The sequence below is a fragment of the Vreelandella sp. EE27 genome (assembly GCF_968206495.1).
In genome coordinates, this window is the sequence record NZ_OZ309109.1 from 1,075,696 (window position 1) to 1,102,643 (window position 26,948).

The 26,948-nt window shown below is 57.8% G+C and carries 24 protein-coding genes and 2 tRNA genes; 17 read left to right on the forward strand and 9 right to left on the reverse strand.

The window, feature by feature from the left end:
* Positions 1-41: 41 nt before the first annotated feature.
* Complete coding sequence (locus ACWHVV_RS05210; protein ID WP_447928409.1) at positions 42-980, forward strand: hypothetical protein; 939 nt, start codon at positions 42-44, stop codon at positions 978-980.
* Positions 965-1,513, forward strand: a complete 549-nt coding sequence (locus tag ACWHVV_RS05215; protein WP_447928410.1) for a hypothetical protein — start codon at positions 965-967, stop codon at positions 1,511-1,513. The genes ACWHVV_RS05210 and ACWHVV_RS05215 overlap by 16 nt, the downstream gene beginning before the upstream one ends.
* A gap of 13 nt (positions 1,514-1,526) precedes the next feature.
* On the opposite strand, the gene ACWHVV_RS05220 is transcribed toward ACWHVV_RS05215, so the two are convergent.
* From ACWHVV_RS05220 to ACWHVV_RS05235, 4 genes are all read right to left on the reverse strand, one after another.
* Positions 1,527-2,090 (reverse strand): hypothetical protein, encoded by a 564-nt coding sequence (locus ACWHVV_RS05220; protein WP_447928411.1) that lies wholly within the window; start codon positions 2,088-2,090, stop codon positions 1,527-1,529.
* Positions 2,091-2,148: 58 nt separating this feature from the next.
* Positions 2,149-2,304, reverse strand: a complete 156-nt coding sequence (locus ACWHVV_RS05225) for a DUF4113 domain-containing protein (protein WP_447928412.1) — start codon at positions 2,302-2,304, stop codon at positions 2,149-2,151.
* A 275-nt stretch (positions 2,305-2,579) separates the two neighbouring features.
* Entirely contained in the window at positions 2,580-2,999 is a 420-nt protein-coding gene (locus ACWHVV_RS05230; protein WP_447928413.1) for a type II toxin-antitoxin system HicB family antitoxin, read from the reverse strand.
* Positions 3,000-3,044: 45 nt separating this feature from the next.
* Positions 3,045-3,227: a type II toxin-antitoxin system HicA family toxin gene (locus tag ACWHVV_RS05235; RefSeq protein WP_447928414.1), complete on the reverse strand. Its 183-nt coding sequence runs from the start codon at positions 3,225-3,227 to the stop codon at positions 3,045-3,047.
* A gap of 187 nt (positions 3,228-3,414) precedes the next feature.
* On the opposite strand from ACWHVV_RS05235, the gene ACWHVV_RS05240 reads away from it, so the two are divergent.
* On the forward strand, positions 3,415-3,984 hold the full coding sequence (locus ACWHVV_RS05240; RefSeq protein ID WP_447928415.1) for a hypothetical protein: 570 nt from the start codon (positions 3,415-3,417) through the stop codon (positions 3,982-3,984).
* A gap of 13 nt (positions 3,985-3,997) precedes the next feature.
* Here the strand turns inward: ACWHVV_RS05240 and ACWHVV_RS05245 are convergent, their stop codons facing one another.
* Complete coding sequence (locus ACWHVV_RS05245; RefSeq protein ID WP_447895464.1) at positions 3,998-4,522, reverse strand: helix-turn-helix domain-containing protein; 525 nt, start codon at positions 4,520-4,522, stop codon at positions 3,998-4,000.
* Between the two features lie 275 nt (positions 4,523-4,797).
* Here ACWHVV_RS05245 and gltX point away from each other — a divergent pair, with 275 nt between their 5' ends.
* From gltX to ACWHVV_RS05260, 3 genes are all read left to right on the forward strand, one after another.
* Positions 4,798-6,276, forward strand: coding sequence for a glutamate--tRNA ligase (gene gltX, locus ACWHVV_RS05250; protein WP_447928416.1), 1,479 nt, complete (start codon positions 4,798-4,800; stop codon positions 6,274-6,276).
* Between the two features lie 145 nt (positions 6,277-6,421).
* Positions 6,422-6,497: transfer RNA gene (locus ACWHVV_RS05255), tRNA-Ala, on the forward strand.
* A gap of 28 nt (positions 6,498-6,525) precedes the next feature.
* A tRNA-Glu gene (locus tag ACWHVV_RS05260) sits at positions 6,526-6,601 on the forward strand.
* Between the two features lie 596 nt (positions 6,602-7,197).
* On the opposite strand, the gene gltA is transcribed toward ACWHVV_RS05260, so the two are convergent.
* Entirely contained in the window at positions 7,198-8,487 is a 1,290-nt protein-coding gene (gene gltA / locus ACWHVV_RS05265; RefSeq protein ID WP_447928417.1) for a citrate synthase, read from the reverse strand.
* Positions 8,488-8,979: 492 nt separating this feature from the next.
* Here gltA and sdhC point away from each other — a divergent pair, with 492 nt between their 5' ends.
* The 9 genes from sdhC (at position 8,980) to sucD (ending at position 20,797) form a co-directional block, all read left to right on the forward strand.
* On the forward strand, positions 8,980-9,357 hold the full coding sequence (gene sdhC, locus ACWHVV_RS05270; protein WP_447928418.1) for a succinate dehydrogenase, cytochrome b556 subunit: 378 nt from the start codon (positions 8,980-8,982) through the stop codon (positions 9,355-9,357).
* Positions 9,351-9,698 carry a succinate dehydrogenase, hydrophobic membrane anchor protein gene (gene sdhD / locus ACWHVV_RS05275; RefSeq protein WP_447928419.1) on the forward strand — a complete coding sequence of 116 codons (348 nt, stop codon included), beginning with the start codon at positions 9,351-9,353 and terminating at the stop codon, positions 9,696-9,698. The genes sdhC and sdhD overlap by 7 nt, the downstream gene beginning before the upstream one ends.
* Positions 9,699-9,701: 3 nt before the next feature.
* The gene (gene sdhA / locus ACWHVV_RS05280; protein WP_447928420.1) at positions 9,702-11,474 is read left to right on the forward strand and encodes a succinate dehydrogenase flavoprotein subunit; all 1,773 of its coding nucleotides are present in this window, start codon (positions 9,702-9,704) and stop codon (positions 11,472-11,474) included.
* A gap of 41 nt (positions 11,475-11,515) precedes the next feature.
* Positions 11,516-12,226, forward strand: a complete 711-nt coding sequence (locus ACWHVV_RS05285; RefSeq protein ID WP_447528134.1) for a succinate dehydrogenase iron-sulfur subunit — start codon at positions 11,516-11,518, stop codon at positions 12,224-12,226.
* Between the two features lie 328 nt (positions 12,227-12,554).
* Positions 12,555-15,389 carry a 2-oxoglutarate dehydrogenase E1 component gene (locus tag ACWHVV_RS05290; protein WP_447928421.1) on the forward strand — a complete coding sequence of 945 codons (2,835 nt, stop codon included), beginning with the start codon at positions 12,555-12,557 and terminating at the stop codon, positions 15,387-15,389.
* A 38-nt stretch (positions 15,390-15,427) separates the two neighbouring features.
* The gene (gene odhB / locus ACWHVV_RS05295) at positions 15,428-17,026 is read left to right on the forward strand and encodes a 2-oxoglutarate dehydrogenase complex dihydrolipoyllysine-residue succinyltransferase (RefSeq protein ID WP_447928422.1); all 1,599 of its coding nucleotides are present in this window, start codon (positions 15,428-15,430) and stop codon (positions 17,024-17,026) included.
* A 158-nt stretch (positions 17,027-17,184) separates the two neighbouring features.
* Positions 17,185-18,624: a dihydrolipoyl dehydrogenase gene (gene lpdA, locus ACWHVV_RS05300; protein WP_447928423.1), complete on the forward strand. Its 1,440-nt coding sequence runs from the start codon at positions 17,185-17,187 to the stop codon at positions 18,622-18,624.
* A 134-nt stretch (positions 18,625-18,758) separates the two neighbouring features.
* Positions 18,759-19,925, forward strand: a complete 1,167-nt coding sequence (gene sucC, locus ACWHVV_RS05305; RefSeq protein WP_447528138.1) for an ADP-forming succinate--CoA ligase subunit beta — start codon at positions 18,759-18,761, stop codon at positions 19,923-19,925.
* Entirely contained in the window at positions 19,925-20,797 is an 873-nt protein-coding gene (gene sucD, locus ACWHVV_RS05310) for a succinate--CoA ligase subunit alpha (protein ID WP_447528139.1), read from the forward strand. Before sucC ends, sucD begins: the two co-directional genes overlap by 1 nt.
* Before the next feature lie 90 nt (positions 20,798-20,887).
* On the opposite strand, the gene ACWHVV_RS05315 is transcribed toward sucD, so the two are convergent.
* Positions 20,888-21,901, reverse strand: coding sequence for a lysylphosphatidylglycerol synthase transmembrane domain-containing protein (locus ACWHVV_RS05315; protein ID WP_447895471.1), 1,014 nt, complete (start codon positions 21,899-21,901; stop codon positions 20,888-20,890).
* The gene (locus ACWHVV_RS05320; protein WP_447928424.1) at positions 21,873-22,994 is read right to left on the reverse strand and encodes a glycosyltransferase; all 1,122 of its coding nucleotides are present in this window, start codon (positions 22,992-22,994) and stop codon (positions 21,873-21,875) included. The genes ACWHVV_RS05315 and ACWHVV_RS05320 overlap by 29 nt, the downstream gene beginning before the upstream one ends.
* A 211-nt stretch (positions 22,995-23,205) precedes the next feature.
* Here ACWHVV_RS05320 and ACWHVV_RS05325 point away from each other — a divergent pair, with 211 nt between their 5' ends.
* Positions 23,206-23,622 (forward strand): CopG family transcriptional regulator, encoded by a 417-nt coding sequence (locus ACWHVV_RS05325; protein WP_447528142.1) that lies wholly within the window; start codon positions 23,206-23,208, stop codon positions 23,620-23,622.
* Between the two features lie 22 nt (positions 23,623-23,644).
* The gene (locus tag ACWHVV_RS05330; RefSeq protein ID WP_447928425.1) at positions 23,645-24,820 is read left to right on the forward strand and encodes an extracellular catalytic domain type 1 short-chain-length polyhydroxyalkanoate depolymerase; all 1,176 of its coding nucleotides are present in this window, start codon (positions 23,645-23,647) and stop codon (positions 24,818-24,820) included.
* 118 nt (positions 24,821-24,938) lie between these two features.
* Here ACWHVV_RS05330 and ACWHVV_RS05335 read toward each other — a convergent pair whose 3' ends face one another.
* Entirely contained in the window at positions 24,939-26,879 is a 1,941-nt protein-coding gene (locus ACWHVV_RS05335) for an exoribonuclease II (RefSeq protein WP_447928426.1), read from the reverse strand.
* Positions 26,880-26,948: the final 69 nt, after the last annotated feature.

A 26,948-nucleotide genomic window follows, 5' to 3' on the forward strand; every position in this document is an offset into this window, starting at 1 on the left:
AGTAATGTTTAAATTAATAACTAAAGTTATTAGGGAGAAAAATGGCAACACATACTATTAGTCTATATAGCATATCGGCTTTAAATTATCGGAATTTTCAAGCAGAAGAAGGGCGCCTTGCAAAGCTGGATAGAGCCAATGGTTTTGATATCGTAGACATTTTTAAAAGTTTTTTAGAATCTCATAAGTTTGACTATTTGCGTCGTGATGAGAAACAGCAGTCAGTGTTCGCTGTTGAGTCATACAAAGTATGCAGTTTTGGCCGTTGTATATTTGGCGTAATAAATGCTGGCAAATACGGAGTGCCCAGTAAAATTCGGGATTCGATGACTGGTAGCCATAAATTTGATAAAGGGGTTACAGACGCAGAAGTAACAGATAGATTTTTTATATTTTTTGCTCCTTCTGAAAAAGATGAAGCCATCTTGGCATTACATAATGTCCAAGGGCATGGCGTTAAAACGGTTTTATCGAGCGGTTTGCGAGATGCTTATCGAACGCTTACTGGTTTGACACTTAGATTTCAAGGGTTGAGCTACGAAAGTGCTGCGCAAAAATGGCTTGATGCTCAAGTTAAAGAAATAGTAGCTACTCAATATAAAATTCCAACTGATCTTTCAGAGGAGTTTTCCAATCTTGGTCATCAACATTCTGATTTAGTATTAAAACCCAAAAGAAAGAAAACGTTTGGTTCTCTGCGTTCTTATAAAGATAATAAGCCAAAAGCAATATCGCTATTGGAAGAGCAAAGTGATAAAATAAAAGCTGTAGTAGAAGTGAATGGAAATACCAGAACTTTTCAGATTTCGGGTAATGCAGGTGTTCCTGTTATGAAATTAGAACTTGATAACAACCTTTTTAATCTTGATGGTTCTCTTGATTTTGAAAAGGTTAGAATGTGGGCTGTTCAAGTTATCAATGAACTATGCCAATCTGTGTATAATGACGAAAATGGGCAATTTATATGTCTAGAAAATTAAACGTTTTACAGATTGTTAAAGCACATATAGGCACGCTTAAAAACAACGCTACTGGTAAGGCATCGACTGTTGATGCCTTTGTGTTTTTATTAATGCCTTTTGTACTAGCTGTTTTAGCAGCTTATTTTGTTCCTGTGCTCAAGAATGATCAGCTTTCTTTAGCTGTAAATTTTGGTGCAATTATTACTGCGTTATTGATGAGTGTTTTAGTTTTAGTTTATGACCAAGAAACTAAGATCAAGAATGTTATAGATGATTCCTCTAAAAATGTTGATCATTCAAAAAAACAGCATCTCAATATTAGAATAAGGTTAATGCAAGAGCTTTATCAAAATATATGTTTCTCAATAGTGTCTGCACTTTTTTTAGTTATTTGTTCATTTGCTCAGATTTTTATAAAAGATATAGTTTCTGAATGTCTAGGGCATTGGTTGCTTATGTTTTTTACTGGATGTATCGTTTTCTTTTTTATGAATATCGTTCTTACCATCCTTATGGTTATAAAACGCTTTCATGCGTTGTTGACTAATTAAGTATTTTTCTAATTTAAAGATGCTTTTTTATTTCTTTTAGCGCTTCTTCTTCTGCCCAGTCATAATTAATTTTCACTTCTCTTATTGCGTTGTTTTCAAAATGTTTTTGATATTTTACTTCAAGGGTAGTTAAAGGGTTTTCTATTTCCTGCATGCCTAAATGTTGGAGGATAAAAGAAAGTCTCTTTTTGTTTCTTTCAATTTCTTCTTCGAGTCTTATTATTTCAATTTTAATGTGCTCTTTTGTTGTTTCGTATATAAACGCAAAATGTGAATTTGTCTCATTGTCTGCGATATATGCCGCGACTGTCTCGCCATCATACACATCATAATAAATATTTTCATGAAACTGGGTTTCTAATCTTCTTTTAAATCGAAATAGTTTTTCTATTTTAGATCTTTTATATGCATTCGAGTAAAGATGTTCGATAATCTTCCATGCTACTAAGTCTCTTGCTATTAATATTAAAGGCTTAAGTATTGTAGCAATAGCTATAGTTCCACCCGCTGCTAGTATCGAAATAAAAATTGTTTTAATACTTAGTGAAAGCGCAATTTCTCTTGTGACTTCTTCCATGCTAACTCCATGCTCTTAAGGTTTAGTCAATAGTAACTTGGTCTTGATCCAATTAAAATTAACGGGCATGAGCTACCATCAACTCATCCCAATTTGTCGTATAGCGCGGGCTGCTGCTCGCACACCGCAAATGCCACGGCGCGTTCTTCTCCGGTAACCCTAAACGCACTGTGCCCTTGCCCATTTTCTCGCCCAGCGCGTCCATGGTAGCCATGAGCTACTGGCTGCGCTGGCGTTCTTCTTCCGTTTGCGGGGTGTCCAGCAGGCTGAGCTGTTGGCGGTGCTGCTCGGTGAGGTCGAACATCATCACGCTGGCTTTTTTGTAGGCGTGCTTAGGTTAGCGCCGGTCGCAGTGAAAATTTCCCAAGCGAGGCTCTTTTGCGCCACGCCAAAAGATTCACGGTGGATGAGCACTTGCCAAGGAGAACCGGCCTACAAGACGTAACCTCCGCGCACGCGGGCTTTTTCGTTGAAAGCTTGCCGATGAACTCAGCCCGTTTGCCGCGCCCGGGCCAGCTCGGCCATGGCGACGCGGGAGAGAAACCCTGAACGAGACTTGTCGCCAGGATGACGGGCCACGAAGTCGTCGATCTGTTTGAGCAGTAAGTCGGGCAGGGTGACGTTGATCTTGTGGCTCTTGCCCAGGTACGGGGCGATGTCGATCTCGACCACGGCCCAGATCCAGCCGGCGAAGTCGGGGTTGTCCATGTGGTGTTCGATGGATGTGGCTTCGGGAATGGGGTCGCCCACTTCGACGGCCACTTCCAGCCAGCCTTCGATGGCTTCCCGGGCGTTGGTCAGGGCATCTTCAAAGGTGTCACCGGCCGAATGGCAACCGGGGAGGTCGGGCACCACGACGCAATAGGCGTGCTGTTCGTCGCCGCGTTCGACGGCAATTGGAAATAACATGGCTCTTCTCTCTCTGTAATGCTCAGTGGGCAGCAGTGGTGAGCCTCATTCGAGGCCAGCGCTTATCCTGATTGCTTTGACCAGGCCCGTTTGTAGATCCTTTTTAGGATGCGGCACGGTGATCGTGCCGGGCTTGGTCGGGTGTCGGAAGTGGTGGTGGCTGCCCTTGATTCTGACGAGCTCCCAGCCCTCCGCTTCCAACTCCTTGATCAGTGCTCTGCTGTTCACCTCCGGCCCCTTTACCCATCGTTATAGGGTTACTATAACCCCGTAAAAATAAAAGAGTCAAAAAAGCGCACGGCTCCACATTCGTAAAGGTTGACCGGATTCCGATGGCAAGCCCCTGAGCATTAGTGACGCACCCACGTCTTTAATGGTATAGCGTAGAGGGTCACGTTCGGTGAGAGGAGAGGGTATGCGCAAAGCACGTGGTGTTATCGCCGGAGCGGTGGTGGGCCTTTTACTGCTGGCTGGCTGCAACGAGCAGATGGAGGAGGCGCCCACGGCCGATGAGGTGCCCAACAATGCCGTGCAAAGCGAAGGCGAAGAGCGCGTTGAGACACCCTCGCTCGAGGTGAGCTTTTCGCTTCACGCCCAACTGCGCTCCGACCGGCGCTTGATGGTGGAAGGCGAGACCAACCTGCCGGACGGCGCGCGCGTGCAGGTCATCGTCGAGCGCGAGCTAAGCCGCGTGCGCTGGCAGTCGCGTACCCTGGTCAGCGGTGGCACCTTTACTGCAGGCCCCTTCGGCTCGGGCAGCGGGCTGCCGGATGGCGGTTATCTCGTGCGCGTACAGTCGAGCGAAGCCAGTGTTCAGCCACGCGCCGTGCAGGAGATCATTGGGCCTCGGGGGGATTACTTGAGCGGCGAGCTCGTTACACAAACTCGCCACGGGTTGGGGCAGGTGGCCACCTACTCACGGCGCTTTTTGGTGGGGAGTGAGCCAAGACGCACGCGTGACCAGGTGGAAATTATCGAAGAATGACGTAAAGGGTGCTTTAGGCAGGACACCAGTGAGCGAGTACGACGGCGTGGATCTCTTCATCGCTGGGCGCTTTCGAGAAGTGCTCGAGCGTGAATCGATCCTCGCGTTTGACCAGGTAATGCCCGGCTTTATGAAAGACGTGGGTCGGGCCAAGTAACAGAAGATCACCCGGGGAGGCGGGAGCGAAATCCGTGTTGGCCCCAGGCGTCGTCATGACACAGGGCGCTTTCCAGTCGATTTTTAGCGGCAGATGCGGGGGCGGCGTCAGCGTGGTGGCTTGCACTTGCTCCCAGGGAAGGGGGCCCTGGTGAGTCAGCGTCAGCAAGGGAGGCGCGCTATCGCCTTCCAGTAAGGTCGCCAGCGAGCAATCCAGCGCGTCGGCCAGCGCCACCAGGCGCTCATGACCGATTTGCTTGATCGCGCCCGACTCCCAATACGAAATAGTCACATCCGACACGCCAACTTTTCGAGCAAGCGCAGCTTTATTAAGCTTTACCCGCTGTCGAAGCTGTTTGATACGTGAGCCTAGCGATTCCATTGTAGTTTCCCATTGATGAGCCAAACAAACTCGTTTGAATTACTTCCATTGTCGCCAATGGCGTACTTTACACGCTGAAAAACAGGGTTTTTTCAGCATGGTCGTGCATCATAGGTATTGCGCTAGAAATAGCAAAGATACCTGGGCCTTGGTCGCTATATCCTTAGCAACTTTTGTTAGGACGCTTTTTGGCCGAAGATGTTCCCCGGCCAGGCTGTTGGATACGCAATCGGCGCGTATAATGGCGCCACTTAGCTGTTAAAAAGGATACCTGCATGACCGTACGTACGCGCATCGCGCCTTCACCCACCGGCGACCCCCACGTCGGCACGGCCTATATCGCGCTTTTCAATCTGTGCTTTGCGCGCAAGCTAGGCGGCGAATTCATTTTGCGTATCGAAGATACCGACCGCGTGCGCTCCACGGCGGAATCCGAGCAAATGATTCTGGATTCGCTTCGCTGGCTGGGTATCGAGTGGGACGAAGGCCCGGATGTAGGCGGCCCCCACGGCCCTTACCGGCAAAGCGAGCGCGGCGATATCTACGCGCGCCACGCCGAAAAGCTCATCGCGGCCGGTCACGCGTTCAAATGCTACCGCACCAGTGAAGAGTTGGACGAGCTGCGCGAGGCGCGTAAGGAAGCCGGTCTTCACCTGGCGCTCAAGCCCGCTGACCTGGCCCTCGATGAAGAGGAGCACAGCCGCCGTGAAGCCGAGAACTGGCCGTTTGTGGTGCGCATGAATGTACCCAGTGACGGCGTTTGCGTGGTGGATGACATGCTGCGCGGGCGTATCGAGGTCGAATGGGCCCAGGTGGATGCGCAGATCCTGATGAAGTCCGACGGGATGCCGACCTACCACTTGGCCAACGTGGTGGACGATCACCTAATGGGGATCACCCACGTGCTGCGCGGCGAAGAGTGGATCAACTCGGCACCCAAGCATCAGCTGCTTTATGAGTACTTTGGCTGGGACATGCCCACGCTTTGCCACATGCCGCTGCTGCGCAACCCGGACAAATCGAAGCTCTCCAAACGCAAGAACCCCACCTCGATCAACTACTACCGCCGCATGGGCTTTTTGCCCCAGGCCGTGACCAACTACCTGGGCCGCATGGGCTGGTCGATGCCCGACGAACGCGAAAAGTTCAGCCTGACCGAAATGGTCGAGTCCTTCGATATTCAGCGGGTGTCGCTGGGCGGGCCGGTGTTCGATCTGGAGAAGCTCACCTGGCTCAACGGCGTCTATATTCGCGAAGACCTGGACGACGATGCGCTTTTAAGGGCACTGCGCGAATGGGCGTTCAACGAAGAGTACGTGAAGCAGATCCTGCCCCAGGTACGCACAAGGGTGGAAACGCTCTCCCAGGTGGCGCCGTTGGCCGGCCACTTTTTCTCCGGGTTGCCCAACCTGAAAGAGGAAGACTTCGAAAGTGTGAAGCTCGAGCGCGAAGAGCTGGTGAAGCTTTTGCAGTTTTTGGTCTGGCGTTTCGAGGGCGTAGCCGCCTGGAACAAGGAAGCGCTGCTGGCCGAGGTGCAAATGCTGGCCGGTGCGTTCGAGCTCAAGATGAAGGCGTTTCTGGCGCCGGTGTTCATCGCGATTACCGGCACCAGTGCCAGTACCTCGGTCATGGACGCGATGGCGATTCTTGGCTCTGACGTGACGCGGGCACGGCTTCGTCACGCCATCGAGGTGCTGGGCGGTGTTTCGAAAAAGCAGGCGAAGCGCTTTGAAAAAGAGTTTCGCGCGCTGTAGTCAAGCCTGAGTCATTCGGTAATAGCAAAAGAGCAGAAACGGCCAGGTAGGGAAGGGCGCCGGTATCTACAGGTAGAAATCGGCGCTTTTCTGGTTGACGAAGGCGAGTCTAATCAGTACTATACGCAGCGTCTTCACGACACGTGGGGCCTTAGCTCAGCTGGGAGAGCGCGACACTGGCAGTGTCGAGGTCAGCGGTTCGATCCCGCTAGGCTCCACCAATTTAAAGCGCATGCTTGTGATGTTTTTGTCCCATTCGTCTAGTGGTCCAGGACACCGCCCTTTCACGGCGGTAACAGGGGTTCGAACCCCCTATGGGACGCCACATCATCCTCTGAAGTACCTTCCCGCTTAATGTCTTTTATATCGTAACCCTATGATGGTTTGGCGAGAATTTTCGACGTCTGAATCCCGCTTTCAGGGCCAATTTTTTGCTTTTTTATGCTTGACTTGTCCACTTTTGCATTGGCGGAGGTGGGGTTGTGCACAAGGCATCGCTAATTGCCCAAAAAATCAGCGCTTTAACTTTTAACTATATAAATCAGTAACTTACGTTAGATCAAAAAATAACCAATTTAAAGAAAAGCCAGTGTTCATGGCGATTCCGGGACGTTTTATGGTGGTTGTAAACAGGGTTATCCACAGATAGTGTGGAAAACGCGATTCCCTTCCCACCGGGGTAAATTGTCAAGGTCAAAATGGTCGCAGCAGAGCGTTTTTTTGCCTATAAAAGCCACCTGCTTATAGCGTTTTATGCAGCGCAAGCGAAGCGGGCGGTAACCGCATCGGGAAAGCATTCAAAGAGCAAGCCTTATGGGTGAAGCGCGGCCCTGAGAGGGCGAAAAAGGGGGTTGGTCGACTGTGTACTGCCCAACGTAAAAAGGCCGCCCTGGGGCGGCCTTTTGGCGTTGCGACGGCGCGTTACTTCTTGCTGGGGTAGTCGCGCTTCTCGTGGCCGGTATAAAGCTGACGCGGACGGCCGATCTTGTAGCTTTCGCTGAGCATTTCGTTCCAGTGCGAGATCCAGCCGATGGTGCGCGAAACGGCAAAGATCACGGTGAACATGTTGGTGGGTATGCCCATCGCTTTCAAGATGATGCCCGAGTAGAAATCGACGTTCGGGTAAAGCTTACGCTCGATGAAGTACTCGTCTTCCAGCGCGATCTGCTCGAGGCGCTTGGCGATCTTGAGCTGCGGGTCGTCGGCCATGCCGAGCTCCGCCAGCACTTCGTCGCAGCTCTCTTTCATGACCTTGGCGCGCGGGTCGAAGTTGCGATAGACGCGGTGGCCAAAGCCCATCAGCTTGAACGGGTCTTCCTTGTCTTTCGCCTTGTCGACGAAACGCTGGATGTTCTCTTCGGAGTCGTCGCCGATCTCGTCGAGCATGGCCAGTACGGCTTCGTTCGCGCCGCCGTGAGCCGGGCCCCAGAGTGCGGCGATGCCTGCGCTGATACACGCAAACGGGTTGGCGCCGGTAGAGCCTGCCAGGCGGACCGTCGAGGTCGAGGCGTTCTGCTCATGATCGGCGTGAAGCATGAAGATCCGGTCCATGGCCTTGGCGTAAACCGGGTTGATCTTGTACTCCTCGCACGGGTTGCTGAACATCATGTAGAGGAAGTTCTCTGCATAGCTCAGGTCGTTACGCGGGTAGTTGAACGGCTGACCGACGTTGTACTTGTGCGACATTGCCGCCAGCGTCGGCATTTTCGCGATCAGGCGGATAGCGCTGATGTGGCGGTCTTCTTCCTGGGTGATGTCCATGTGGTCGTGGTAGAACGCCGCAAGGCCGCCTACTACACCGCAAAGAATCGACATCGGGTGCGCGTCGCGGCGGAAACCCTTGAAGAAGTTGTTGATCTGGTCGTGAACCATGGTGTGGTTACGAATACGCGTTTCGAACTCCGCGTACTGCTCGTCGGTCGGCAGTTCGCCGAACAGCAGGGTATAGCAAACTTCTACGAAGTTGGACTCTTTGGCTAGCTGGTCGATAGGGTAGCCACGGTGGAGCAGCATGCCCTGGCCGCCATCGATATAGGTGATGGCCGATTGGCAAGAGGAGGTGGCCATAAAGCCAGGGTCGTAGGTGAAAAGGCCTTCGGCACCCAGGCCGCGTACGTCGATAACGTCGGGGCCTAGTGTGCCGGAATACATGGGTAGCTCGATCGGTTTATCGAGACCGTCTACCGTCAAGGTCGCTTTCCTGTCAGCCATGAAGGCCTCCTTTCGAATTCGGTTTGGGACGTTAAGTCGTTATTTCGCATACCGCGCCGGCGAAAAGGCTCGCCTACTATAGAAGGGTGCGACTTTTTGTCAATTAGCCTTAATAGGGGCAAATGTTATACAAAATTTATTATCTGATAGTTATTTTGTCTAATATTTTTAATAGGGAGAAGAAATTAGTGTGAACACGTACTAGAATGAAACCGTTAACAGGCTTATTAAGCCTGCTGCCTTTCAAACACTATAACCATGCTGCAACGCAAAATCGACTCCACCCAAGGGCAATTTTTTTGCTCCATAGTAGAGTTAGGCCTGTGTTCGGTTTGTAAGCGGGGGCGAAGGTTCTTATAATTCACCGCGCGCGACCGGCACATAGGTGGTCGTGCCCGACTTGGCAACGGCCGAGCCCCTTCCAGCAACCACTGCCCGCTCGGGGTAAGCCCGAACCTCCACAGAGTGGGCCAAAAGAGTGTGTATAAAGCCGTGAATAGCAAACGACCCGTAAATTTAGACCTTTCGACGATACATTTCCCACTGCCGGCACTGACCTCGATTACTCACCGTATTACGGGTGTTATCCTGTTCGTCGGCCTGATTTTCGCCTTCTGGGCGTTGGGAAAATCCCTCTCCTCACCGGCTGGCTTCGATGCCGTTCGCGACGCATTAGCCACCAATATTCTGGCCAAGTTCATCGCCTGGGGTCTGTTGTCAGCGTTGGCCTTCCATTTCGTAGCCGGTGTTAAACATTTGCTCATGGATGCCGATATTGGTGTCACTTTGGAAGGTAGCGTGCAAAAAGCACAGATCACCGTAGTAGTGAGCGCCGTTCTGATCATCTTGGCAGGAGTCTGGGTATGGTAACCAACATCACGAGTTTCGGCCGTAGCGGCTTGTCCGACTGGCTAATGCAGCGCGTCTCCGCCGTCATTCTGGCCATTTATACGCTGTTCATCGTTGGCTACCTGCTGTTCAACCCGGGCCTCGATTACTACACCTGGAGCGGGCTTTTTAACCAGATCTGGATGCGGATCTTCTCGCTTTTGGCCTTTATCTCTATCGCCGCACACGCCTGGATTGGCCTTTGGACAGTCACGACCGACTACCTCAAGTCCACTCGTGTGCGTGTCGGTGCCCAGGCCGTTATCATTTTGGCCATCTTTGTCTACCTGGTCTGGGGCATTCAAATTCTGTGGGGAGCTTAATCCATGTCTAACCTTCGTAGCCTGACGTTTGACGCCATTATCATTGGTGGCGGTGGCTCTGGCCTGCGCGCTGCTCTGGAACTTGCCAAATCCGGTAAGAAGACAGCGGTTCTTTCGAAAGTGTTCCCGACTCGCTCGCACACCGTGTCCGCCCAAGGCGGCATTACCTGCGCGATCGCCTCTTCCGACCCGGATGACGATTGGCGCTGGCACATGTACGACACCGTCAAGGGGGGCGACTATATCGCCGACCAGGACGCCGCCGAGTACATGTGTTCCGAAGGCCCGAAAGCAGTGTTCGAACTCGAACACATGGGGCTTCCGTTCTCGCGTACTGATCAAGGCCGTATCTATCAGCGTCCGTTCGGCGGCCAGTCGAAGAACTTCGGCGAAGGCGGTCAGGCGGCACGTACCTGCGCTGCGGCCGACCGTACCGGCCACGCGCTGCTGCACACGCTTTATCAGAACAACCTCAAGAACAACACGACGTTCTTGAACGAGTGGTACGCGGTCGATCTGGTCAAGAACGCCGAAGGCGACGTCGTGGGCTGTATCGCCATGTGCATCGAAACCGGCGAAGTCGTTCACGTTAAATCCAAGGCCACGGTACTTGCGACCGGCGGCGCGGGTCGTATCTACGCCTCGACCACCAACGCCTTGATCAATACCGGCGACGGTATCGGCATGGCGCTGCGTGCGGGCTTCCCCATGCAGGACATGGAGATGTGGCAGTTCCACCCCACCGGTATCTACGGAGCGGGTACGCTGGTCACCGAAGGGTGTCGTGGCGAAGGTGGTTACCTGGTCAACAAGGACGGCGAGCGCTTCATGGAGCGTTACGCGCCCAACGCGAAAGACCTGGCGGGTCGCGATGTCGTTGCACGTTCCATGGTCATGGAAATCCTCGAAGGCCGCGGTTGTGGCGATAAAGAAGACCACGTCTTCCTGAAGCTCGACCACCTGGGCGAAGAAGTACTGGGCAAGCGCCTCCCGGGTATCGTGGAGCTTTCCAAGACCTTCGCACACGTCGACCCGGCCAAGGACCCGATCCCGGTCGTGCCGACCTGCCACTACATGATGGGCGGTATCCCCACCAACGTTCACGGCCAGGCGATCACCCAGGACGAAAACGGCAAAGACCATATCGTCAACGGCCTGTTTGCCTGTGGCGAAGCGGCCTGCGTATCGGTTCACGGCGCTAACCGTTTGGGCGGCAACTCCTTGCTCGACCTGGTGGTCTTCGGCCGCGCGGCGGGTATGTTCATCGAAGGCGCGCTGAACGAAGGTATCGAGTACCTGGACGCTACCGAGTCCGACATCGAAACCGCCATGAAGCGTATTACGCGCTGGAACGAATCCGAAGGCGGCGAGAGCATTCCGGAGCTTAAAGCCGAGCTTCAGGACATCATGCAGAACTCCTTCGGCGTGTTCCGTAAAGAAGACAATATGCAGGAAGGTGTTCAGAGGCTTTCTGAACTGCGCAAGCGTATTGCCAACGCGCACCTGCCGGACAAGTCCAACGCGTTCAACACGGCGCGTGTCGAAGCGCTCGAGCTCGACAACCTGATGGAAGTGGCTGAAGCAACGGCGATTGCTGCCCTCGAGCGTAAAGAGAGCCGTGGTGCCCACTCGCGCTATGATTATCCAGACCGTGATGATGTCAACTGGCTGAAGCACTCGCTCTACTTCCCGCTCACCAAAGAGCTCAAGCAGCGCGACGTCAATTTCAAGCCGAAAACCGTTGATACGTTCGAGCCGAAGGTTCGTACTTACTAATTTTGCGCTGAACCAGTCTTCGCACTGACGAGGGAGTCACTATGTCCAATCTTCAGGTATCGATATACCGTTACAACCCGGAAACCGACTCCGCGCCGTACATGCAGGAGTTTCAGGTCGACACGAAAGACCGTGACCTGATGGTCCTCGACGTTCTGCACATCATGAAAGAGCAGGACAGCGGCCTGGCGTTTCGCCGCAGCTGCCGTGAAGGCGTATGCGGTTCCGACGGCATGAACATGAACGGCAAAAACGGTCTTGCGTGCATTACGCCGCTTTCCGATGTGGTCAAAAACGGTAAGCTGACTCTGCGTCCGCTGCCGGGCCTGCCGGTTATCCGCGACATGGTCGTGGATATGGGTATCTTCTATAAGCAGTACGAGCGCATCGAGCCGTACCTGCAAAACGATACCACGCCGCCCGCCATCGAGCGTTTGCAGTCGCCGGAAGACCGCGACAAGCTCGACGGCCTGTACGAGTGCATTCTGTGTGCGTGCTGCTCGACCTCGTGCCCGTCGTTTTGGTGGAATCCGGACAAGTTCGTTGGCCCGGCAGGACTGTTGCAGTCCTACCGCTTTTTGGCGGATACCCGTGATACCGCGACCCGCGAGCGCCTGACGGACCTGGAAGACCCGTTCTCCGTGTTCCGCTGCCGTGGCATCATGAACTGCGTGGCGGTGTGCCCCAAAGGGCTCAACCCGACCCGCGCGATCGGTAAAATTCGTGAAATGTTGCTGGCTGACGCCACGTAACCGTTTAATCTTTTAGAAAAAAGCAAGTGAAGTGCCGGTTGTCGTACAAAGCTACTTAAATCCCGGCGCTTCGCTTGTTATCATGGTATATATCATGTGGTGCGACGCCGCGTCGCAGTATCAATCAGCCACGTTTAAAAGCCGGTGCCCTTGTACCGGCTTTTGAGCATGAACTGAAAGCGAATTGCTAGATATCGAACCACGTGAAGGTTCCCGGCCTGTGCCGGTGCCGCCGGCTAACGTTTCGCCCCGCCGGCAGGGCAACAGCGATGTCGCTGCATTTTGCAGTGATGCCGATACCACCCCATCAGTGTAGGGTGACCGAGAGATGCAACAAGGCATAATGGAGTTGATGTGGCGTTCCTCTCACGTTAGTGGCGGCAATGTTCACTACGTGGAAGCGCTTTACGAGCAGTACCTCGACGATCCCGATTCTGTCACCGACGAATGGCGCCGTTATTTTGACGAGCTGCGTAAGTCCGATGACAGTGCCTCCCAGGATGTTCCACTTAGCCCCATCCGTGATCAGTTCTACCAGCTAGGGCGCGAAAACCGCCCGGCCCAGGGCGCTGCCCAGGCAAGCGGTGGTGAGAACAAAAAGCAGGTCAAAGTCCTGCAGTTGATCAACGCGTACCGCTTTCGTGGCCATCAAAAGGCGAATATCGACCCGCTGGGTCTGCGTAATCCTACCCCCATTCCGGATCTTGATCTGTCCTTTCACCAGCTTTCAAAAGCGGATCTCGATACCGAATTTCAAACCGGCTCTTTCTTTCTGGGCATCGACAAGGCCCCGCTTCGGGATATCGTCGAAGCGCTGGAGCAGACCTACTGTCGCTCCATCGGCTGCGAGATCATGCACATTGTCGATACCGAAGAGAAACGCTGGTTGCAGCGTCGTTTCGAGTCGGTAAGAAGCGCGCCCAAGTTCAGTGACGACGTGCGCAAGCACGTGCTCGAACGCCTGACCGCGGCGGAAGGCCTGGAGAACTACCTGGCCTCCAAGTACCCGGGCACCAAGCGTTTCGGCCTGGAAGGCGGCGAAACCTTCGTACCCATGATGGACGAGCTGATCCAGCGCGCCGGTGGTTACGGTACCAAGGAAGTCGTCATCGGTATGGCCCACCGCGGGCGCTTGAACCTGCTGGTCAATATTCTGGGTAAAAACCCGGCGGATTTGATCGACGAGTTCGATGGCAAGAAAGTCATCGAGCGCGGCTCCGGCGACGTCAAATACCACCAGGGCTTTAGCTCGAACGTCATGTCCCCCGGCGGTGAAGTCCACCTGGCCATGTCGTTCAACCCGTCGCACCTGGAAATCGTAGCACCGGTGGTCGAAGGGTCGGTTCGCGCACGCCAGGACCGCCGCCAGGATGAAGACGGCAGCAAAGTACTGCCGATCAACGTACACGGCGACGCGGCCTTTGCAGGTCAGGGTGTGGTGATGGAGACATTCCAGATGTCTCAAACCCGCGCCTACAAGACCGGCGGCACGGTCCATATCGTGATCAATAACCAGGTGGGTTTCACGACCTCTCACCCGGAAGACGCCCGCTCGACCGAATACTGTACCGATATCGCCAAGATGGTTCAGGCGCCGATTTTCCACGTCAACGGCGACGACCCGGACGCGGTGATTCACGCAACGCAAGTGGCGCTGGACTATCGTCAGCAGTTCAAGAAAGACGTCGTGATCGACCTGGTGTGCTACCGCCGCCGCGGCCACAACGAAGCGGACGAGCCCTCCGGCACCCAGCCGATGATGTACGCCAAGATCAAGGATCACGCCTCCTCGCGCACGCTCTACGCGCAGCGCCTGGTCGAGCAGAGCGTACTCTCGGAAGACGATGCCAAGGCAATGGTCGAAACCTACCGCGACGATCTGGTCGCCGGTAACCACGTTGCCAACGCGCTGGTGCAGGAGCCCAACAAGTCGCTGTTCGTCGACTGGGCGCCGTATCTGGGCCACGAGTGGTCCGGCGACACGGATACCTCCATCGACATGAAGCGCCTTCAGCAGCTGGCGGCCAAGATGTGCGAGATTCCGGACGGGATCGACGTGCAGCGCCAGGTCGGCAAGATCTACGAAGACCGACGCAAAATGCAGGCGGGCGGTATGGGCGTGAATTGGGGCTTTGCCGAGACGCTGGCCTACGCAACGCTGGTGGATCAGAACCATCCGATCCGTATTACCGGCCAGGACGTGGGCCGCGGCACCTTCTCGCACCGTCACGCCGTGATTCACAACCAGAAAGACGGCAGCACCTACGTGCCGCTGCAAAATATCAAGGACGGTCAGCCGCGCTTCACCATTCACGACTCGATCCTCTCGGAAGAAGCCGTGTTGGCTTTCGAGTACGGCTACTCGACCACCGCGCCCAACGATTTGGTCATTTGGGAAGCCCAGTTCGGCGACTTCTTCAACGGCGCTCAGGTGGTGGTGGATCAGTTCATCTCCTCTGGCGAGACCAAATGGGGAAGGCTTTGTGGTCTGACCATGCTGCTTCCCCACGGCTACGAAGGTCAGGGGCCCGAGCACTCCTCGGCGCGTCTGGAGCGGTTTTTGCAAATGTGCGCCGAGCACAACATGCAGGTGTGCGTACCGACCACGCCGGCGCAGATTTTCCATCTGCTGCGCCGTCAGGTCATTCGCCCGCTACGCAAGCCGTTGATCGTCATGACGCCCAAGTCGCTACTGCGCCATAAAGAGGCGGTATCGAGCCTTGAAGATCTGGCCGAAGGCAAGTTCCACATGGTGCTGCCGGACCAGGCGGATCGCCCGGCGGAGGAGGTGACGCGGGTCATCATGTGTGCCGGCAAGGTCTATTACGATCTCGCCAACTGGCGTGCTGAAAACGAGCGCAACGATACGGCGATCATCCGTCTGGAACAGCTCTACCCGTTCCCGAAGGACGAGCTTCTGGAAGTGCTCGAGACGTATCCCAATCTGGAAGACATCGTCTGGTGCCAGGAAGAGCCGATGAACCAGGGCGCCTGGTACCCCAGCCAGCACCACATGCGGATTGCGGCGGATACGCTCAAAAACGGCTTTGGCCGCGAATTGAAATTTGCAGGACGTCCGGCCTCTGCGGCTCCCGCGGCAGGCTACATGTCCGTTCATACAGAACAGCAGCGCCAGCTGGTGGAAGACGCTTTTAATTTATAAGCGCCACCGGGTTTAGAGAACCTATTAAGGGAAATGACATGGCTACTGATATCAAAGCGCCAACCTTTCCGGAATCCGTTGCCGAAGGCACGGTAGCCGCGTGGCACAAAAAGCCGGGTGACAGCGTTGAGCGCGACGAGCTAATTGTTGAGATCGAAACCGACAAGGTGGTGCTCGAGGTCGTGGCACCAGAAGCCGGTACGCTCTCCGAGGTAATGGCCGAAGAGGGCGACACCGTCGAGTCCGAGCAGGTACTGGGCAAGATCGGCGAAGCAAGCGGCGGCGGCAAGACTGAAGAGAAAGCCGAAAAGTCCGAGAAAGAGGACGGCGGCGACGCTAAAGACGACGGCGCCAAGCAAGACAAGCAAGACGACAAGAAAGAAGAGAAGAAAGCCGGCGGCGGTAAGCAGCACGATGTTAAAGCGCCGAGCTTCCCGGAATCCGTTCAGGAAGGCACCGTGGCCACCTGGCACAAGAAAGTCGGCGAAGCGGTCAAGCGCGATGAAGTGCTGGCCGACATCGAAACCGACAAGGTCGTGCTGGAAGTCGTGGCACCCGCCGATGGCGCGCTTGCCGAAATCAAGGCCGAAGAGGGCAGCCAGGTCGAGTCCGAAGCCGTACTGGCGATCTTCTCCGAAGGCGGCGGTAGCGACAGCGGCGCAAGCGAAAGCAAAGGCGATGACAGCGCCGATAGCACCAGCGACGATGAAGGCGCCGACGAGAAAGTAGGCGACAAGATCGTGGCCCCGGCGGCGCGCAAGATGATCGCCGAAAACGACCTGGACGTTGCCAAGATCGAAGGCACCGGCAAGGGCGGCCGCGTTCTGAAAGAAGACGTTCAGAAGGCCGTGAAAGACGGCAGCGCCAAGAAAACCGCCAAGTCCTCCGCGCCGGCAGCGAAGAAAGCCGCTGCGGCCCCGGCCGCCGCCGAAGGCGAGCGCGCCGAGAAGCGCGTACCGATGACGCGCCTGCGCAAGACCATCGCCAAGCGTCTGGTCGAAGCGCAGCAAACCGCCGCCATGCTGACCACCTACAACGAGGTGGACATGGGCGCGGTCATGAACCTGCGCGCGCAGTACAAGGACACCTTCCAAAAGGCTCACGACGTCAAGCTCGGCTTCATGGGCTTCTTCGTCAAGGCCGCCGCCGAGGCGCTCAAGCGCTTCCCGGATGTCAACGCCTCGATTGACGGTGACGAGATCGTCTACCACGGTTACCAGGATATCGGCGTTGCCGTGTCCACCGACCGCGGTCTGGTCGTACCGGTACTGCGTGACACCGACGCCATGAAGATCGCCGATGTCGAGAAAGGCATCGTCGACTTCGGCAAGCGGGCCCGCGATGGCAAGCTCGGCATCGACGAAATGCAGGGCGGTACCTTCACCATCACCAACGGCGGTATTTTCGGCTCGCTACTTTCCACGCCGATCATCAACCCGCCGCAAACGGCCATTCTGGGTATGCACAAGATCCAGGAGCGCCCGATGGCGGTCAACGGCAAGGTCGAGGTTCGCCCGATGATGTACCTGGCGCTCTCCTACGATCACCGCATGATCGACGGTAAGGACGCGGTTCAGTTTTTGGTCACCATCAAGGAACTGCTGGAAGACCCGGCGCGCCTACTGCTGGACGTGTAACGATGCCCGCGGCCAGGGGCTGACCCTGGCCGCGTGATCGGGTGAGAGAACCTTGAGTTCGAGCGTTTTTATGTTATCGCACACGGCCCTTTGTCCATGATTTGATCGACGCGTATGCATTGATCCAGACAAAGCGTCACCAAGCGGAAGGAGCCAACATGGCTGACAAGTTTGATGTAATCGTTATCGGTGCCGGCCCCGGCGGCTACGTCGCTGCCATTCGCGCGGCCCAGCTCGGGCTGAACGTTGCCTGTGTCGAGAAGTGGATTGGCAAGGAAGGCAACGTGGTACACGGCGGCACCTGCCTGAACGTGGGTTGTATCCCGTCCAAGGCGCTGCTGGAAGCCTCGCACAAGTATGTCGAAGCCAAGCACGACTTCGACGACCTGGGTATCCAGGCAAGCGATGTCAGCATGGACATCACCAAGATGATGTCGCGTAAAGACACCATCGTTAAGAACCTGACCGGCGGCATCTCAGGCCTTTTCAAGGCCAACGGCGTCACCGCGATCGACGGTACCGGTAAAGTCGTAGGTAACAAGCAGGTCGAAGTCACCGATCTCGACGGTAACGCGACCAAGTACGAAGCCGAGAACATCGTGATCGCGGCGGGCTCGGTGCCGGTCGAAATTCCGCCCACGCCGCTGACCGAAGACCTGGTCGTCGACTCTACCGGCGCGCTTGAATTCAAGGAAGCGCCGAAGCGTTTGGGCGTGATTGGCGCCGGCGTTATCGGTCTCGAGCTGGGTAGCGTTTGGAACCGCCTGGGGTCTGAAGTCACCGTGCTCGAAGCGATGGACGATTTCTTGCCGATGGTCGATACGACCGTTGCCAAGGACACCCAGAAGCTTCTCAAAAAGCAGGGCCTGGACATCAAACTCGGCGCCCGCGTGACCGGTTCCGAAGTGAAAGACAATGAAGTCGTCGTCAAGTACACCGACGGCGAAGGCGAGCAGGAAATCACCTTCGACAAGCTGATCGTTTGCGTTGGCCGTCGCCCGTACACCAAGGGTGTGATCGCCGACGACGTCAGCATCGAGCTCGACGAGCGTGGCTTCATCTTCGTCGACGACCAGTGCCGCACCAACGTGCCGGGCGTTTACGCGATCGGCGACTGTGTACGCGGTCAGATGCTGGCGCACAAGGCCTCGGAAGAGGGCATCATGGTGGCGGATATCATCGCCGGCCACAAAGCCGAGATGAACTATGACGCCATTCCCTGCGTGATCTACACTGCCCCGGAAGTGGCCTGGGTCGGTATGACCGAGCAGGATGCCAAGGCCAAGGGCATCGAAGTCAAAACCGGTACTTTCCCGTTTGCCGCCAGCGGCCGCGCCATGGCGAACAACGCCACCGAAGGTAGCGCGAAAGTCATCGCCGATGCAGAAACCGATCGCATCCTGGGTGTTCACATCGTTGGCCAGCATGCCGGCGAGCTGATCGCTCAGGCCGTGATCGCGATGGAGTTCGGCTCCAGCGCCGAAGATCTGGCGCTGACCTGCTATGCCCACCCCACCATGTCCGAGGCGGTTCACGAAGCCGCACTGGCCGTGGACGGGCACGCCATCCACATGGCGAACCGTAAAAAACGCAAGTAATTCTAGTAACGACCAGGCGCCACCTTCCGGTGGCGCAACGCTATCAGCCCGGCTTGCCGAGCTGATAGCACGGGGACAGCCGGTGCTCGGCACCGGTTGTCGTTCGAGTCACATGCAACCAATGGCATGAATCGATGAACCTTCACGAGTATCAAGGCAAGCAGCTGTTTGCTGATTATGGTCTGCCGGTGTCCAAGGGCTTTGCCGTGGACACGCCAGAAGAAGCGGTAGAAGCGTGCAAAAAAATCGGCGGCGAGATGTGGGTAGTCAAAGCCCAGGTCCACGCGGGCGGCCGCGGTAAAGCGGGCGGCGTGAAGCTGATCAAGGACCCCCAGGAAGCGAAGGCCTTCGCCGAGCAGTGGCTGGGCAAGAACCTGGTCACCTACCAGACTGACGAAAAAGGTCAGCCGGTTGCCAAGATTCTGGTCGAGAACTGCACCGATATCGCCGATGAGCTTTATCTGGGCGCTGTCGTCGACCGTACCAGCCGTCGCGTGGTCTTCATGGCCTCGACCGAAGGTGGTGTAGACATCGAAACGGTCGCCGAAGAGACACCGGAAAAGATCCTGAAAGCCGAGATCGACCCGCTGGTCGGCGCACAGCCCTACCAGGCACGCGAACTCGCTTTCAAACTGGGCCTTAAAGGCGACCAGATCAAGCAGTTCACCAAGATCTTCCTGGGGCTTTCCAAGCTGTTCCACGACAAGGATCTGGCGCTTCTGGAAATCAACCCGCTGGTCATCACCGATGAAGGCAACCTGCACTGCCTCGACGCCAAACTGGGCCTCGACAGCAATGCGTTGTACCGTCATCCGGACCTGCAGGCGATGCGTGATCCGAGCCAGGAAGACCAGCGCGAAGCCGACGCGGCCAAGTGGGAGCTCAACTACGTAGCCCTCGACGGCAACATCGGCTGCATGGTCAACGGCGCGGGCCTGGCCATGGGCACCATGGACATCGTCAACCTGTCTGGCGGTAAGCCGGCCAACTTCCTGGACGTAGGCGGCGGCGCGACCAAAGAGCGCGTGGCAGAAGCGTTCAAGATCATTTTGTCCGACGACAACGTGAAGGCCGTGCTGGTCAACATCTTCGGCGGTATCGTGCGCTGCGACATGATCGCCGAAGGCATCATTGGTGCCGTCGAGCAGGTCGGTGTCAACGTGCCGGTCGTTGTGCGTCTGGAAGGTAACAACGCCGAGCTGGGTGCCGAGAAACTGGCGTCCAGCGGTCTGAACATCATCGCTGCCACCAGCCTGAGCGACGCGGCTCAGCAGGTTGTCAAAGCAGCGGAGGGCAAGTAATGAGTATCCTGATCGATAAGAACACCAAGGTCATCTGCCAAGGGTTCACCGGTGGCCAGGGCACGTTCCACTCCGAGCAGGCGATTGCCTACGGCACGCAAATGGTCGGCGGTGTAACGCCGGGCAAAGGCGGCCAGACGCACCTGGGCCTGCCGGTGTTCAACACCGTCGCGGAAGCAGTCGAGCAAACCGGCGCCGAAGCCAGCGTAATCTACGTACCGGCCGCGTTTTGTAAAGACTCCATCCTTGAAGCCGCCAACGCCGGCATCAAGCTGATCGTCTGCATCACCGAAGGTATCGCCACACTCGACATGCTCGACGCGAAAGTAAAATGCGACGAGCTCGGCGTTCGCCTGATCGGCCCGAACTGCCCCGGCGTCATCACGCCTGGCGAAACCAAGATCGGCATCATGCCGGGCCATATCCACCAGCCGGGCCGTGTCGGCATCGTATCCCGTTCGGGTACGTTGACCTATGAAGCGGTCAAGCAGACCACCGACCACGGCTTCGGCCAGTCGACCTGTGTCGGCATCGGTGGTGACCCGATCCCGGGCTCCAACTTCATCGACATCCTCGAGATGTTCGAGAAGGACCCGAAGACCGAAGCGATCGTCATGATCGGCGAGATCGGCGGCACCGCGGAAGAAGAAGCGGCGGCGTACATCAAGGACAACGTCTCCAAGCCGGTCGTTGCCTACATCGCAGGCGTTACCGCCCCTCCTGGCAAGCGTATGGGCCACGCGGGTGCGATCATCTCCGGCGGTAAAGGCACGGCGGACGACAAGTTCGGCGCTCTCGAAGCGGCGGGTGTCAAAACCGTACGTTCGCTGGCCGAAATCGGCGACGCGCTGAAAGAAGCCACCGGCTGGTAAGTCAGGCCGGTCGAGGTAGGCGCTTGTCGGTAGGAAAGCGCAAAAAGGGCACCTTCGGGTGCCCTTTTTTGTATCTGTGTTTTGTAAAACTTAGCCGCGGCGTTGCAGGCAGCGTGAGCCGAGCACGACGAACACCGGGGCCCCCACGGCCAAATAAAGGTGGTAGCTCACCAGCCGCCAGACCAGTACCGCCGCGGCGACCTGCTCCGGCGCCATCAGCGGCAGTAAAAGCGTGCCCACGCCAAGCTCCGCCGCCCCGGCACCGCCGGGCAGAAAGCTCAGCTGGCTGGCCGCCATGGCCAGCATCTGCACCAGAAATGTCCAGAGCCACTCCGCTTGGCCGCCCACACCCAGCACCGCCATGTACAAAAGGCTATAACGCAGTACCCAGTGCAGCGCGGTGAGCAGCAGTATCGCAGCAAGCGTTCGCCCGGGCAGGTGTAGTGTGACCCGCAGCGCGTGACGACAGCGCAGCAGCCGCCGAATGAGCCAGCGCCTTTTAACGGCGTTGGGCCGCGCCGCCGGGCGCAGGCGTAAAAGCCTGGGCAGATAAACGATGGCCAGCGCCACGCTCACCAGTAACGCGCCAAGGGCGAGCAGGGCGGCCTGAATAAGCCCCTGGTGGGGCCAGTCGACGATACCGGTCAGCGTGGCGGCCACCGCCACACCCAGCATGGTCAGAAAGAAAAGCGAGTCGCACCCCTGGTCGATCAGAAACATCGCCGTGCCCCTGGCCGGGGGCACACCGCGCTTTGCCAGAAGCGCCAGCATCGTGACCGGGCCGCCGCTGCCGCCCGGGGTGGCGCACAGCGCGAACTTGGCGGCAAGCTCGATACCCAGCGCGCCCGCCTGATTAGGCGCGCCTGGGTGAGCGCCGAGCATCAGCCGAAGCCTGAGCGCGTTCAGGTTCCAGCAGACAGCGGCCGTTGCCACCATGAGCGCCAAAAGCCCCAGCGGGAACGCCTGTACATGGCCAAGCGCGGCCCGCCCGCCGGCAAGCGATGTCAGCAGTAGCGGTGTGATGAGTGCGATGAGCAGCAGCACCGCGTGCAACGGACGCGGTCGCCATCGGGATTTACCTTGTATGAATGCGGGGGCGGGCATGGGCCGGCTCGCTTTGATGTAGCGCTCGATAGTGCTCGTATAGTTGGTGGATCACTACATCCCAGCCGAAGCGACGCTCGACGTAGTGGCGCGCGTAGCGCCCGCTGGCGGCGATGTCGTTATCGAACAGCGCGCTGCAGGCCTGAGCCATGGCGGTGGGGTCGAGCGGCGGGCACAGCACGCCGCCGCCCAGGGGCACGTTCTCGATCAAGGCGCCTGCGCGGGCGCCGATGACCGGCAGGCCACTGGCCATCGCCTCCTGGGCAATCAACCCAAAGGTTTCCCGCGTACCGGCGTGGAGCAGGGCGTCGCTGCTGGCAAGTGCGGCGGCCACCTCGTGCACGCCGCAACAGCGGCTGACTGCGGTGACGTTGTCCGGCACGCGGGTGGGCATCCCGGGGCCCATCAGCAGCAGGTGGTAGTCCGGCCCCAGGCGTTTCATGGTGGCCAGCAGCACGTCGATGTTCTTCTCCCGGGAGTAGCGGCCGACGAAAATGAGCAGGCGCTTGTTCTCATTGATGCCCAGGCGGCGGCGAAGGTGCGGGTCGAAGTGGTCGGGATGAAACCGCTCGAGATCCACCCCCAATGGCTGCACGCGCACGTTCTCTACACCCCACTGCGTGAGGCGGTCGGCCATGGCCTGGCAAGGGGCGAGCACGCTGTCAAAGCGGCGGTAGAGATCGGCCACGTAGCGGATCAAGCGGCGCTCGACACGCCGCCCGAAGCGGTCGCCCATCAGTCGCGGCAAATCCGAGTGGTAAAACCCGACCACCGGCACGCCCAAACGCTGACCAGCGCCCAGCGCGGCCCAGGCGGTCACGTAGGGGTCGCCGGCCTCGATGATGTCCGGCGCTAGTTCGATCAGCGCATCCCGCCAGGGCGCGCCGCGTAGCGGAAACCGGTAACCCTGACCCAGCGGAAGGCGCAGGGCAGGCAGCGTATGGTGCTCGCCCAGGCTATCGCGCTCGGCGCCGGGTACCAGCAGGCTACAGCGGGCACCGGCTTTTTGTAGTACGCGGTGTTTGGCTTGCAGGTAGGTGCGCACGCCGCCGCTGGCCGGGGCGTGAAACATGGTGATATCGGCAATATGCAAGGTCGTCTCCGCGCCACACAAGGGTCATTCATCACCATAGCCAACGAATAAGTCAGTTATGCGACAGGGCGGCTATGCTTTGGGCGCCGCAAACTCTGTCGCTTGCGAAAAACCTTGCTTAAACCCCAATACCACCTAATATGACATCCATGTGGATGGTATATGGAATCCATAGGGATTGAAAATAGCTTCTCACCCGATAGGAGCGCTCATGAGCGTACATGAACTGCGCCGCAAGCCCGGCGACACCAACGAGAAAATCACCATCAACCTGGGCGTCGTCGATCTGGGCCAAATCGACCTGCTGGTGCAGGAGGGCTTTTACTCCAACCGAACCGATCTGATCCGTACCGCCATTCGCAACCAGCTGGCAAGCCACGCCGACGTCGTCAAGGAGACCGTCTCGCGCAAGGCGTTCGTGCTGGGGCTTGAACACTACAGCCGCGCGGATCTCGAAGCGCTAAAGGCCAATGGCGAAACCCTGCAAATCCAGGTGCTGGGACTTGCCACCATTGCCGACGATGTAACGCCGGAACTTGCCGCCGCGACGATCGAATCCGTCGTCGTGCTCGGCGCCCTGCATGCAAGCAAAGCGGTCAAGGCCGCTCTGGCAGGTCGCATCCACTGATGTATTGACGAGGGCTTTGACCATGATCGATGCCACCATGACCCAACGCATGCAAGAAGCGACGCGGCTGACCCGCGCCGGCAGGCTTTCCGAGGCCATGCAGCTGTTGCAAGGCCAGGACCCGATGCCCGAGCGCCAGGCGACACCGGCGGCCGCTCAAGAGGGCAATGTGTTCGAAAGTACCTGCGAGACGATCGGCGAAAAGACGTTTACGGCGTTCACATCGGCCTCGCCGGGGTCGGGGCACAAGCGCCAGGGCTTTCGCTTTCGCGATCAGTGGGCGGGCTTTCAAGCCGGCACCGGGCCGCAGGCACCGGCCGCGCACGAAACGCCCAGCCCCGGTGCCTTCACCGCGGGGCGCTTTGAAAACCGCGCCGGTACCCGGGACTATAAACTCTATATGCCCAGCGGCTACCACGGCCAGGCGCTGCCCCTGGTCGTCATGCTCCACGGCTGCACCCAAAACCCGGACGACTTCGCCGCCGGCACCCAAATGAACGCGCTGGCCGAGGCGCAAACCTTCTGCGTGCTCTACCCGGCTCAGCCGCAAAGCGCCAATACCTCGAAGTGCTGGAACTGGTTCAAGGCCGGCGACCAGCGCCGCGAAGGCGGCGAGCCTGAAGTGCTGGCGGGGATGACCCGGGAGATCGTCAATACCCACGGGCTCGACGCCGCCCGGGTGTACGTGGCCGGGCTCTCCGCCGGCGGCGCCATGGCGACTACGCTTGCCATGACCTACCCGGAGCTCTTCGCCGCGGTGGGCGTGCACTCGGGGTTGCCTCATGGCGTGGCCAAGAGCCTGCCGGATGCGCTGGCGGCCATGCAGGGCGGAAGACCGGCACCGGGCGGGGCGAGTGAAGGCTTTGCCTCGAACGTGCCGGCGATCATCTTCCACGGGGACCGTGACAGTACCGTGCACCTGAACAACGCCGAGCGCGTGGCGAACCAATATGTCGCCAGCAAAGCCACACCCGGCGATGCAAAGGCAGGGCAGGTGGCTGGCGGCCACGGCTATACGCGCACGGTCCACCGCGACGCCCAGGGCGAAACGCGCCTGGAGCAGTGGCGCATTCACGGCGCGGGCCACGCCTGGGCGGGGGGTAGCGCTCGGGGAAGCTACACCGACCCCAAAGGGCCGGATGCCTCGAAGGAGATGCTGCGCTTTTTCTTTGAGCATCAGCTGAATGGTGAGTCGTAAATGGTGAGTCGTGAGTCGTGAGTCGTGAATGGTGAGTCGGGTGGGGCGCCGGGGGGTGGCGTATAAAAAAGCAGCGGCGCCTTTGGCGCCGCTGCTCTATGCGGAGACCGGTACGGGGTTACTCGGCGGGCTTGGCCACCAGCGAGCGGGTCTCTTCGCGGGCCTCGGTGAGCTGCACGCGCAGGCTGTCGCCGAGCTTGTAACGCTCTTCACCCTCGATCTGGATGCGGCCTTCCTTGTCGTCGATCACCACCTTGCTGCGGTCGCTATGCATCAAGGGAGCCGGGACGAAGGCCGTGGCGCCGTTTTCGACCAGGCGAACGCGCATGCCGCCGCGGTTGATCGCGATGATTTCCGCGTCGAAGCCATCCTGGTTCTGGGCGGCGCTGGTCAAAAAGCGCACGTAGAGCCAGTCTTTCACGTCACGCTCGGCCATGCGGTTCAGGCGACGGCGCTCGGTGAGCTGCTCGGTGAGCGCCTGGCTCGCCTCGGCCGGGGCCTGCTCGCCTTTCAGCACGCGCTTGATCAAGCGGTGGTTGACCATATCGCCGTACTTACGAATCGGCGAGGTCCAGGTGGCGTAGGCGGCCAGGCCTAAGCCAAAGTGCGGCCCGGGCTGGGCGGACATGCTGGTAAAGCCCTGGAAGCGGCGCAGGCGGGCATCGAGCCAGGCGTCGTCGCGGCTTTCCAGTGCGCGCTTAAGATCCTTGTAGTGGTCCAAGTCGGTCAGCGCCTCGAGGGCTACTTCGATCTCCTGGCCGGCCAAAAACTCCTGGGCGGCTTCGGCTTTGTCCGGCTCGAACGCGCGGTGCACGTTGAAGATACCGTGACCGATGTTGGTGGCGAGGAAGTCCGCGCAGCAGGCGTTGGCGGCGATCATCGACTCTTCGATCATGCGGTTGGCGATGCGGCGATCTTCGGTGTTGATCGCCAGCACGTTACCGGCTTCGTCGAGCTCGAACACGTAGTCCGGGCGGTCCTTGAAGACCAGCGCGTGCTCGTTACGCCAGGCGGTGCGCGCCTCGGTCAGCGCCTGAAGCGCTTTGAGCTGCTCGGCGATGTTGTCCGCCGGCGCCCAGTCGCCTTCACCGTCGATCCAATCCGACACCCGGTCGTAAACGAGCTTGGCATGGGACTGGACGTCGGCGGCGAAGAAGCGGTAGTCGCCCAGCTGGCCGTCAGCGTGGATGGTCAGCGTACAGGCCAGCGCCGGGCGGCTCTTGCCTTCCCACAACGAGCAGAGATCGTCGGCTAGCTGCTCGGGCAGCATGGTGACGTTCTGGCCCGGCAGGTAAACGGTGAACGCACGTACGCGCGCTTCCAGGTCCGCCGCGTGCGCTTCGTCGACATAAGCGGTCGGGTCGGCGATCGCTACCGACAAATCCCAGCCGCCGTCGTCGCGGGTGGTGATGCGCAGCGCATCGTCCATGTCCTTGGTCTTTTCACCGTCGATGGTGAAGAAGGGCTCGGCGGTAAGATCTTCCCGGGTCAGGCCTTCATCGCGCAGCGGCCAGTCGTTGCCGGCCTCCGGGCTTGCCTGCTCCAGGGCGTGGCGGGCCAGGGTCACGCGCCACGGCACCGCCGGGTTGTCGGACTTGGCCACCAGCTCGTCGATCTGGGCGAAAAAGCCGCGGTCGTTCTCTTTCATCGGGTGGCGCACCAGCCGCGCGACGACCCAGTCGCCGTCAGCGATGGTCGATTCATCGAGGCTGTTCTTGATGCGCGACTTGATGACGTTGCGAATCGAGGGATGATCCGGCACCACGGCCAGGCGGTCTTCGCGCTTTTGAACGCGAGCCACGAAGCGGTCGAGCCCGGCTTCGAGCAGTTTTTCCGGCTCGACGGATTTCTTGTCGCCGTTTTCGTGAATCACCGCCTCGACGCGGTCGCCGTGAATCACCTGCTTCATGGCGGGGGGCGGCACGAAATAGGACTCGCCCCCTTCGGTTTCGAGAAAGCCGAAACCTTTTTCGGTGGCCTTGATCACGCCTTCGACGCGGGGCGTGGTATCACGAATCTGTTGCTTGAGCTGGGCAAGCGCGGAGTTATTTTGCAGCATGTGTTCAATCAGTTGGCGAGAGTAGCCTGCCACTATACGGATTCCCGCTCACCGCGCCAATTACCCGCC

Bases quoted from the DNA above. Each gene is read 5' to 3' on its own strand.
- ACWHVV_RS05325 (WP_447528142.1), top strand. From the start codon at position 23,206: ATGAGCGTACATGAACTGCGCCGCAAGCCCGGCGACACCAACGAGAAA.
- ACWHVV_RS05245 (WP_447895464.1), bottom strand. From the start codon at position 4,522: ATGGAATCGCTAGGCTCACGTATCAAACAGCTTCGACAGCGGGTAAAG.
- ACWHVV_RS05220 (WP_447928411.1), bottom strand. From the start codon at position 2,090: ATGGAAGAAGTCACAAGAGAAATTGCGCTTTCACTAAGTATTAAAACA.
- ACWHVV_RS05330 (WP_447928425.1), top strand. From the start codon at position 23,645: ATGATCGATGCCACCATGACCCAACGCATGCAAGAAGCGACGCGGCTG.
- sdhA (WP_447928420.1), top strand. From the start codon at position 9,702: ATGTCTAACCTTCGTAGCCTGACGTTTGACGCCATTATCATTGGTGGC.
- ACWHVV_RS05210 (WP_447928409.1), top strand. From the start codon at position 42: ATGGCAACACATACTATTAGTCTATATAGCATATCGGCTTTAAATTAT.
- ACWHVV_RS05240 (WP_447928415.1), top strand. From the start codon at position 3,415: ATGCGCAAAGCACGTGGTGTTATCGCCGGAGCGGTGGTGGGCCTTTTA.
- ACWHVV_RS05230 (WP_447928413.1), bottom strand. From the start codon at position 2,999: ATGTTATTTCCAATTGCCGTCGAACGCGGCGACGAACAGCACGCCTAT.
- lpdA (WP_447928423.1), top strand. From the start codon at position 17,185: ATGGCTGACAAGTTTGATGTAATCGTTATCGGTGCCGGCCCCGGCGGC.
- ACWHVV_RS05290 (WP_447928421.1), top strand. From the start codon at position 12,555: ATGCAACAAGGCATAATGGAGTTGATGTGGCGTTCCTCTCACGTTAGT.
- sucC (WP_447528138.1), top strand. From the start codon at position 18,759: ATGAACCTTCACGAGTATCAAGGCAAGCAGCTGTTTGCTGATTATGGT.
- gltA (WP_447928417.1), bottom strand. From the start codon at position 8,487: ATGGCTGACAGGAAAGCGACCTTGACGGTAGACGGTCTCGATAAACCG.
- ACWHVV_RS05285 (WP_447528134.1), top strand. From the start codon at position 11,516: ATGTCCAATCTTCAGGTATCGATATACCGTTACAACCCGGAAACCGAC.
- sdhD (WP_447928419.1), top strand. From the start codon at position 9,351: ATGGTAACCAACATCACGAGTTTCGGCCGTAGCGGCTTGTCCGACTGG.
- sucD (WP_447528139.1), top strand. From the start codon at position 19,925: ATGAGTATCCTGATCGATAAGAACACCAAGGTCATCTGCCAAGGGTTC.
- ACWHVV_RS05225 (WP_447928412.1), bottom strand. From the start codon at position 2,304: ATGGCTACCATGGACGCGCTGGGCGAGAAAATGGGCAAGGGCACAGTG.
- ACWHVV_RS05335 (WP_447928426.1), bottom strand. From the start codon at position 26,879: ATGCTGCAAAATAACTCCGCGCTTGCCCAGCTCAAGCAACAGATTCGT.
- ACWHVV_RS05315 (WP_447895471.1), bottom strand. From the start codon at position 21,901: ATGCCCGCCCCCGCATTCATACAAGGTAAATCCCGATGGCGACCGCGT.
- ACWHVV_RS05215 (WP_447928410.1), top strand. From the start codon at position 965: ATGTCTAGAAAATTAAACGTTTTACAGATTGTTAAAGCACATATAGGC.
- odhB (WP_447928422.1), top strand. From the start codon at position 15,428: ATGGCTACTGATATCAAAGCGCCAACCTTTCCGGAATCCGTTGCCGAA.
- gltX (WP_447928416.1), top strand. From the start codon at position 4,798: ATGACCGTACGTACGCGCATCGCGCCTTCACCCACCGGCGACCCCCAC.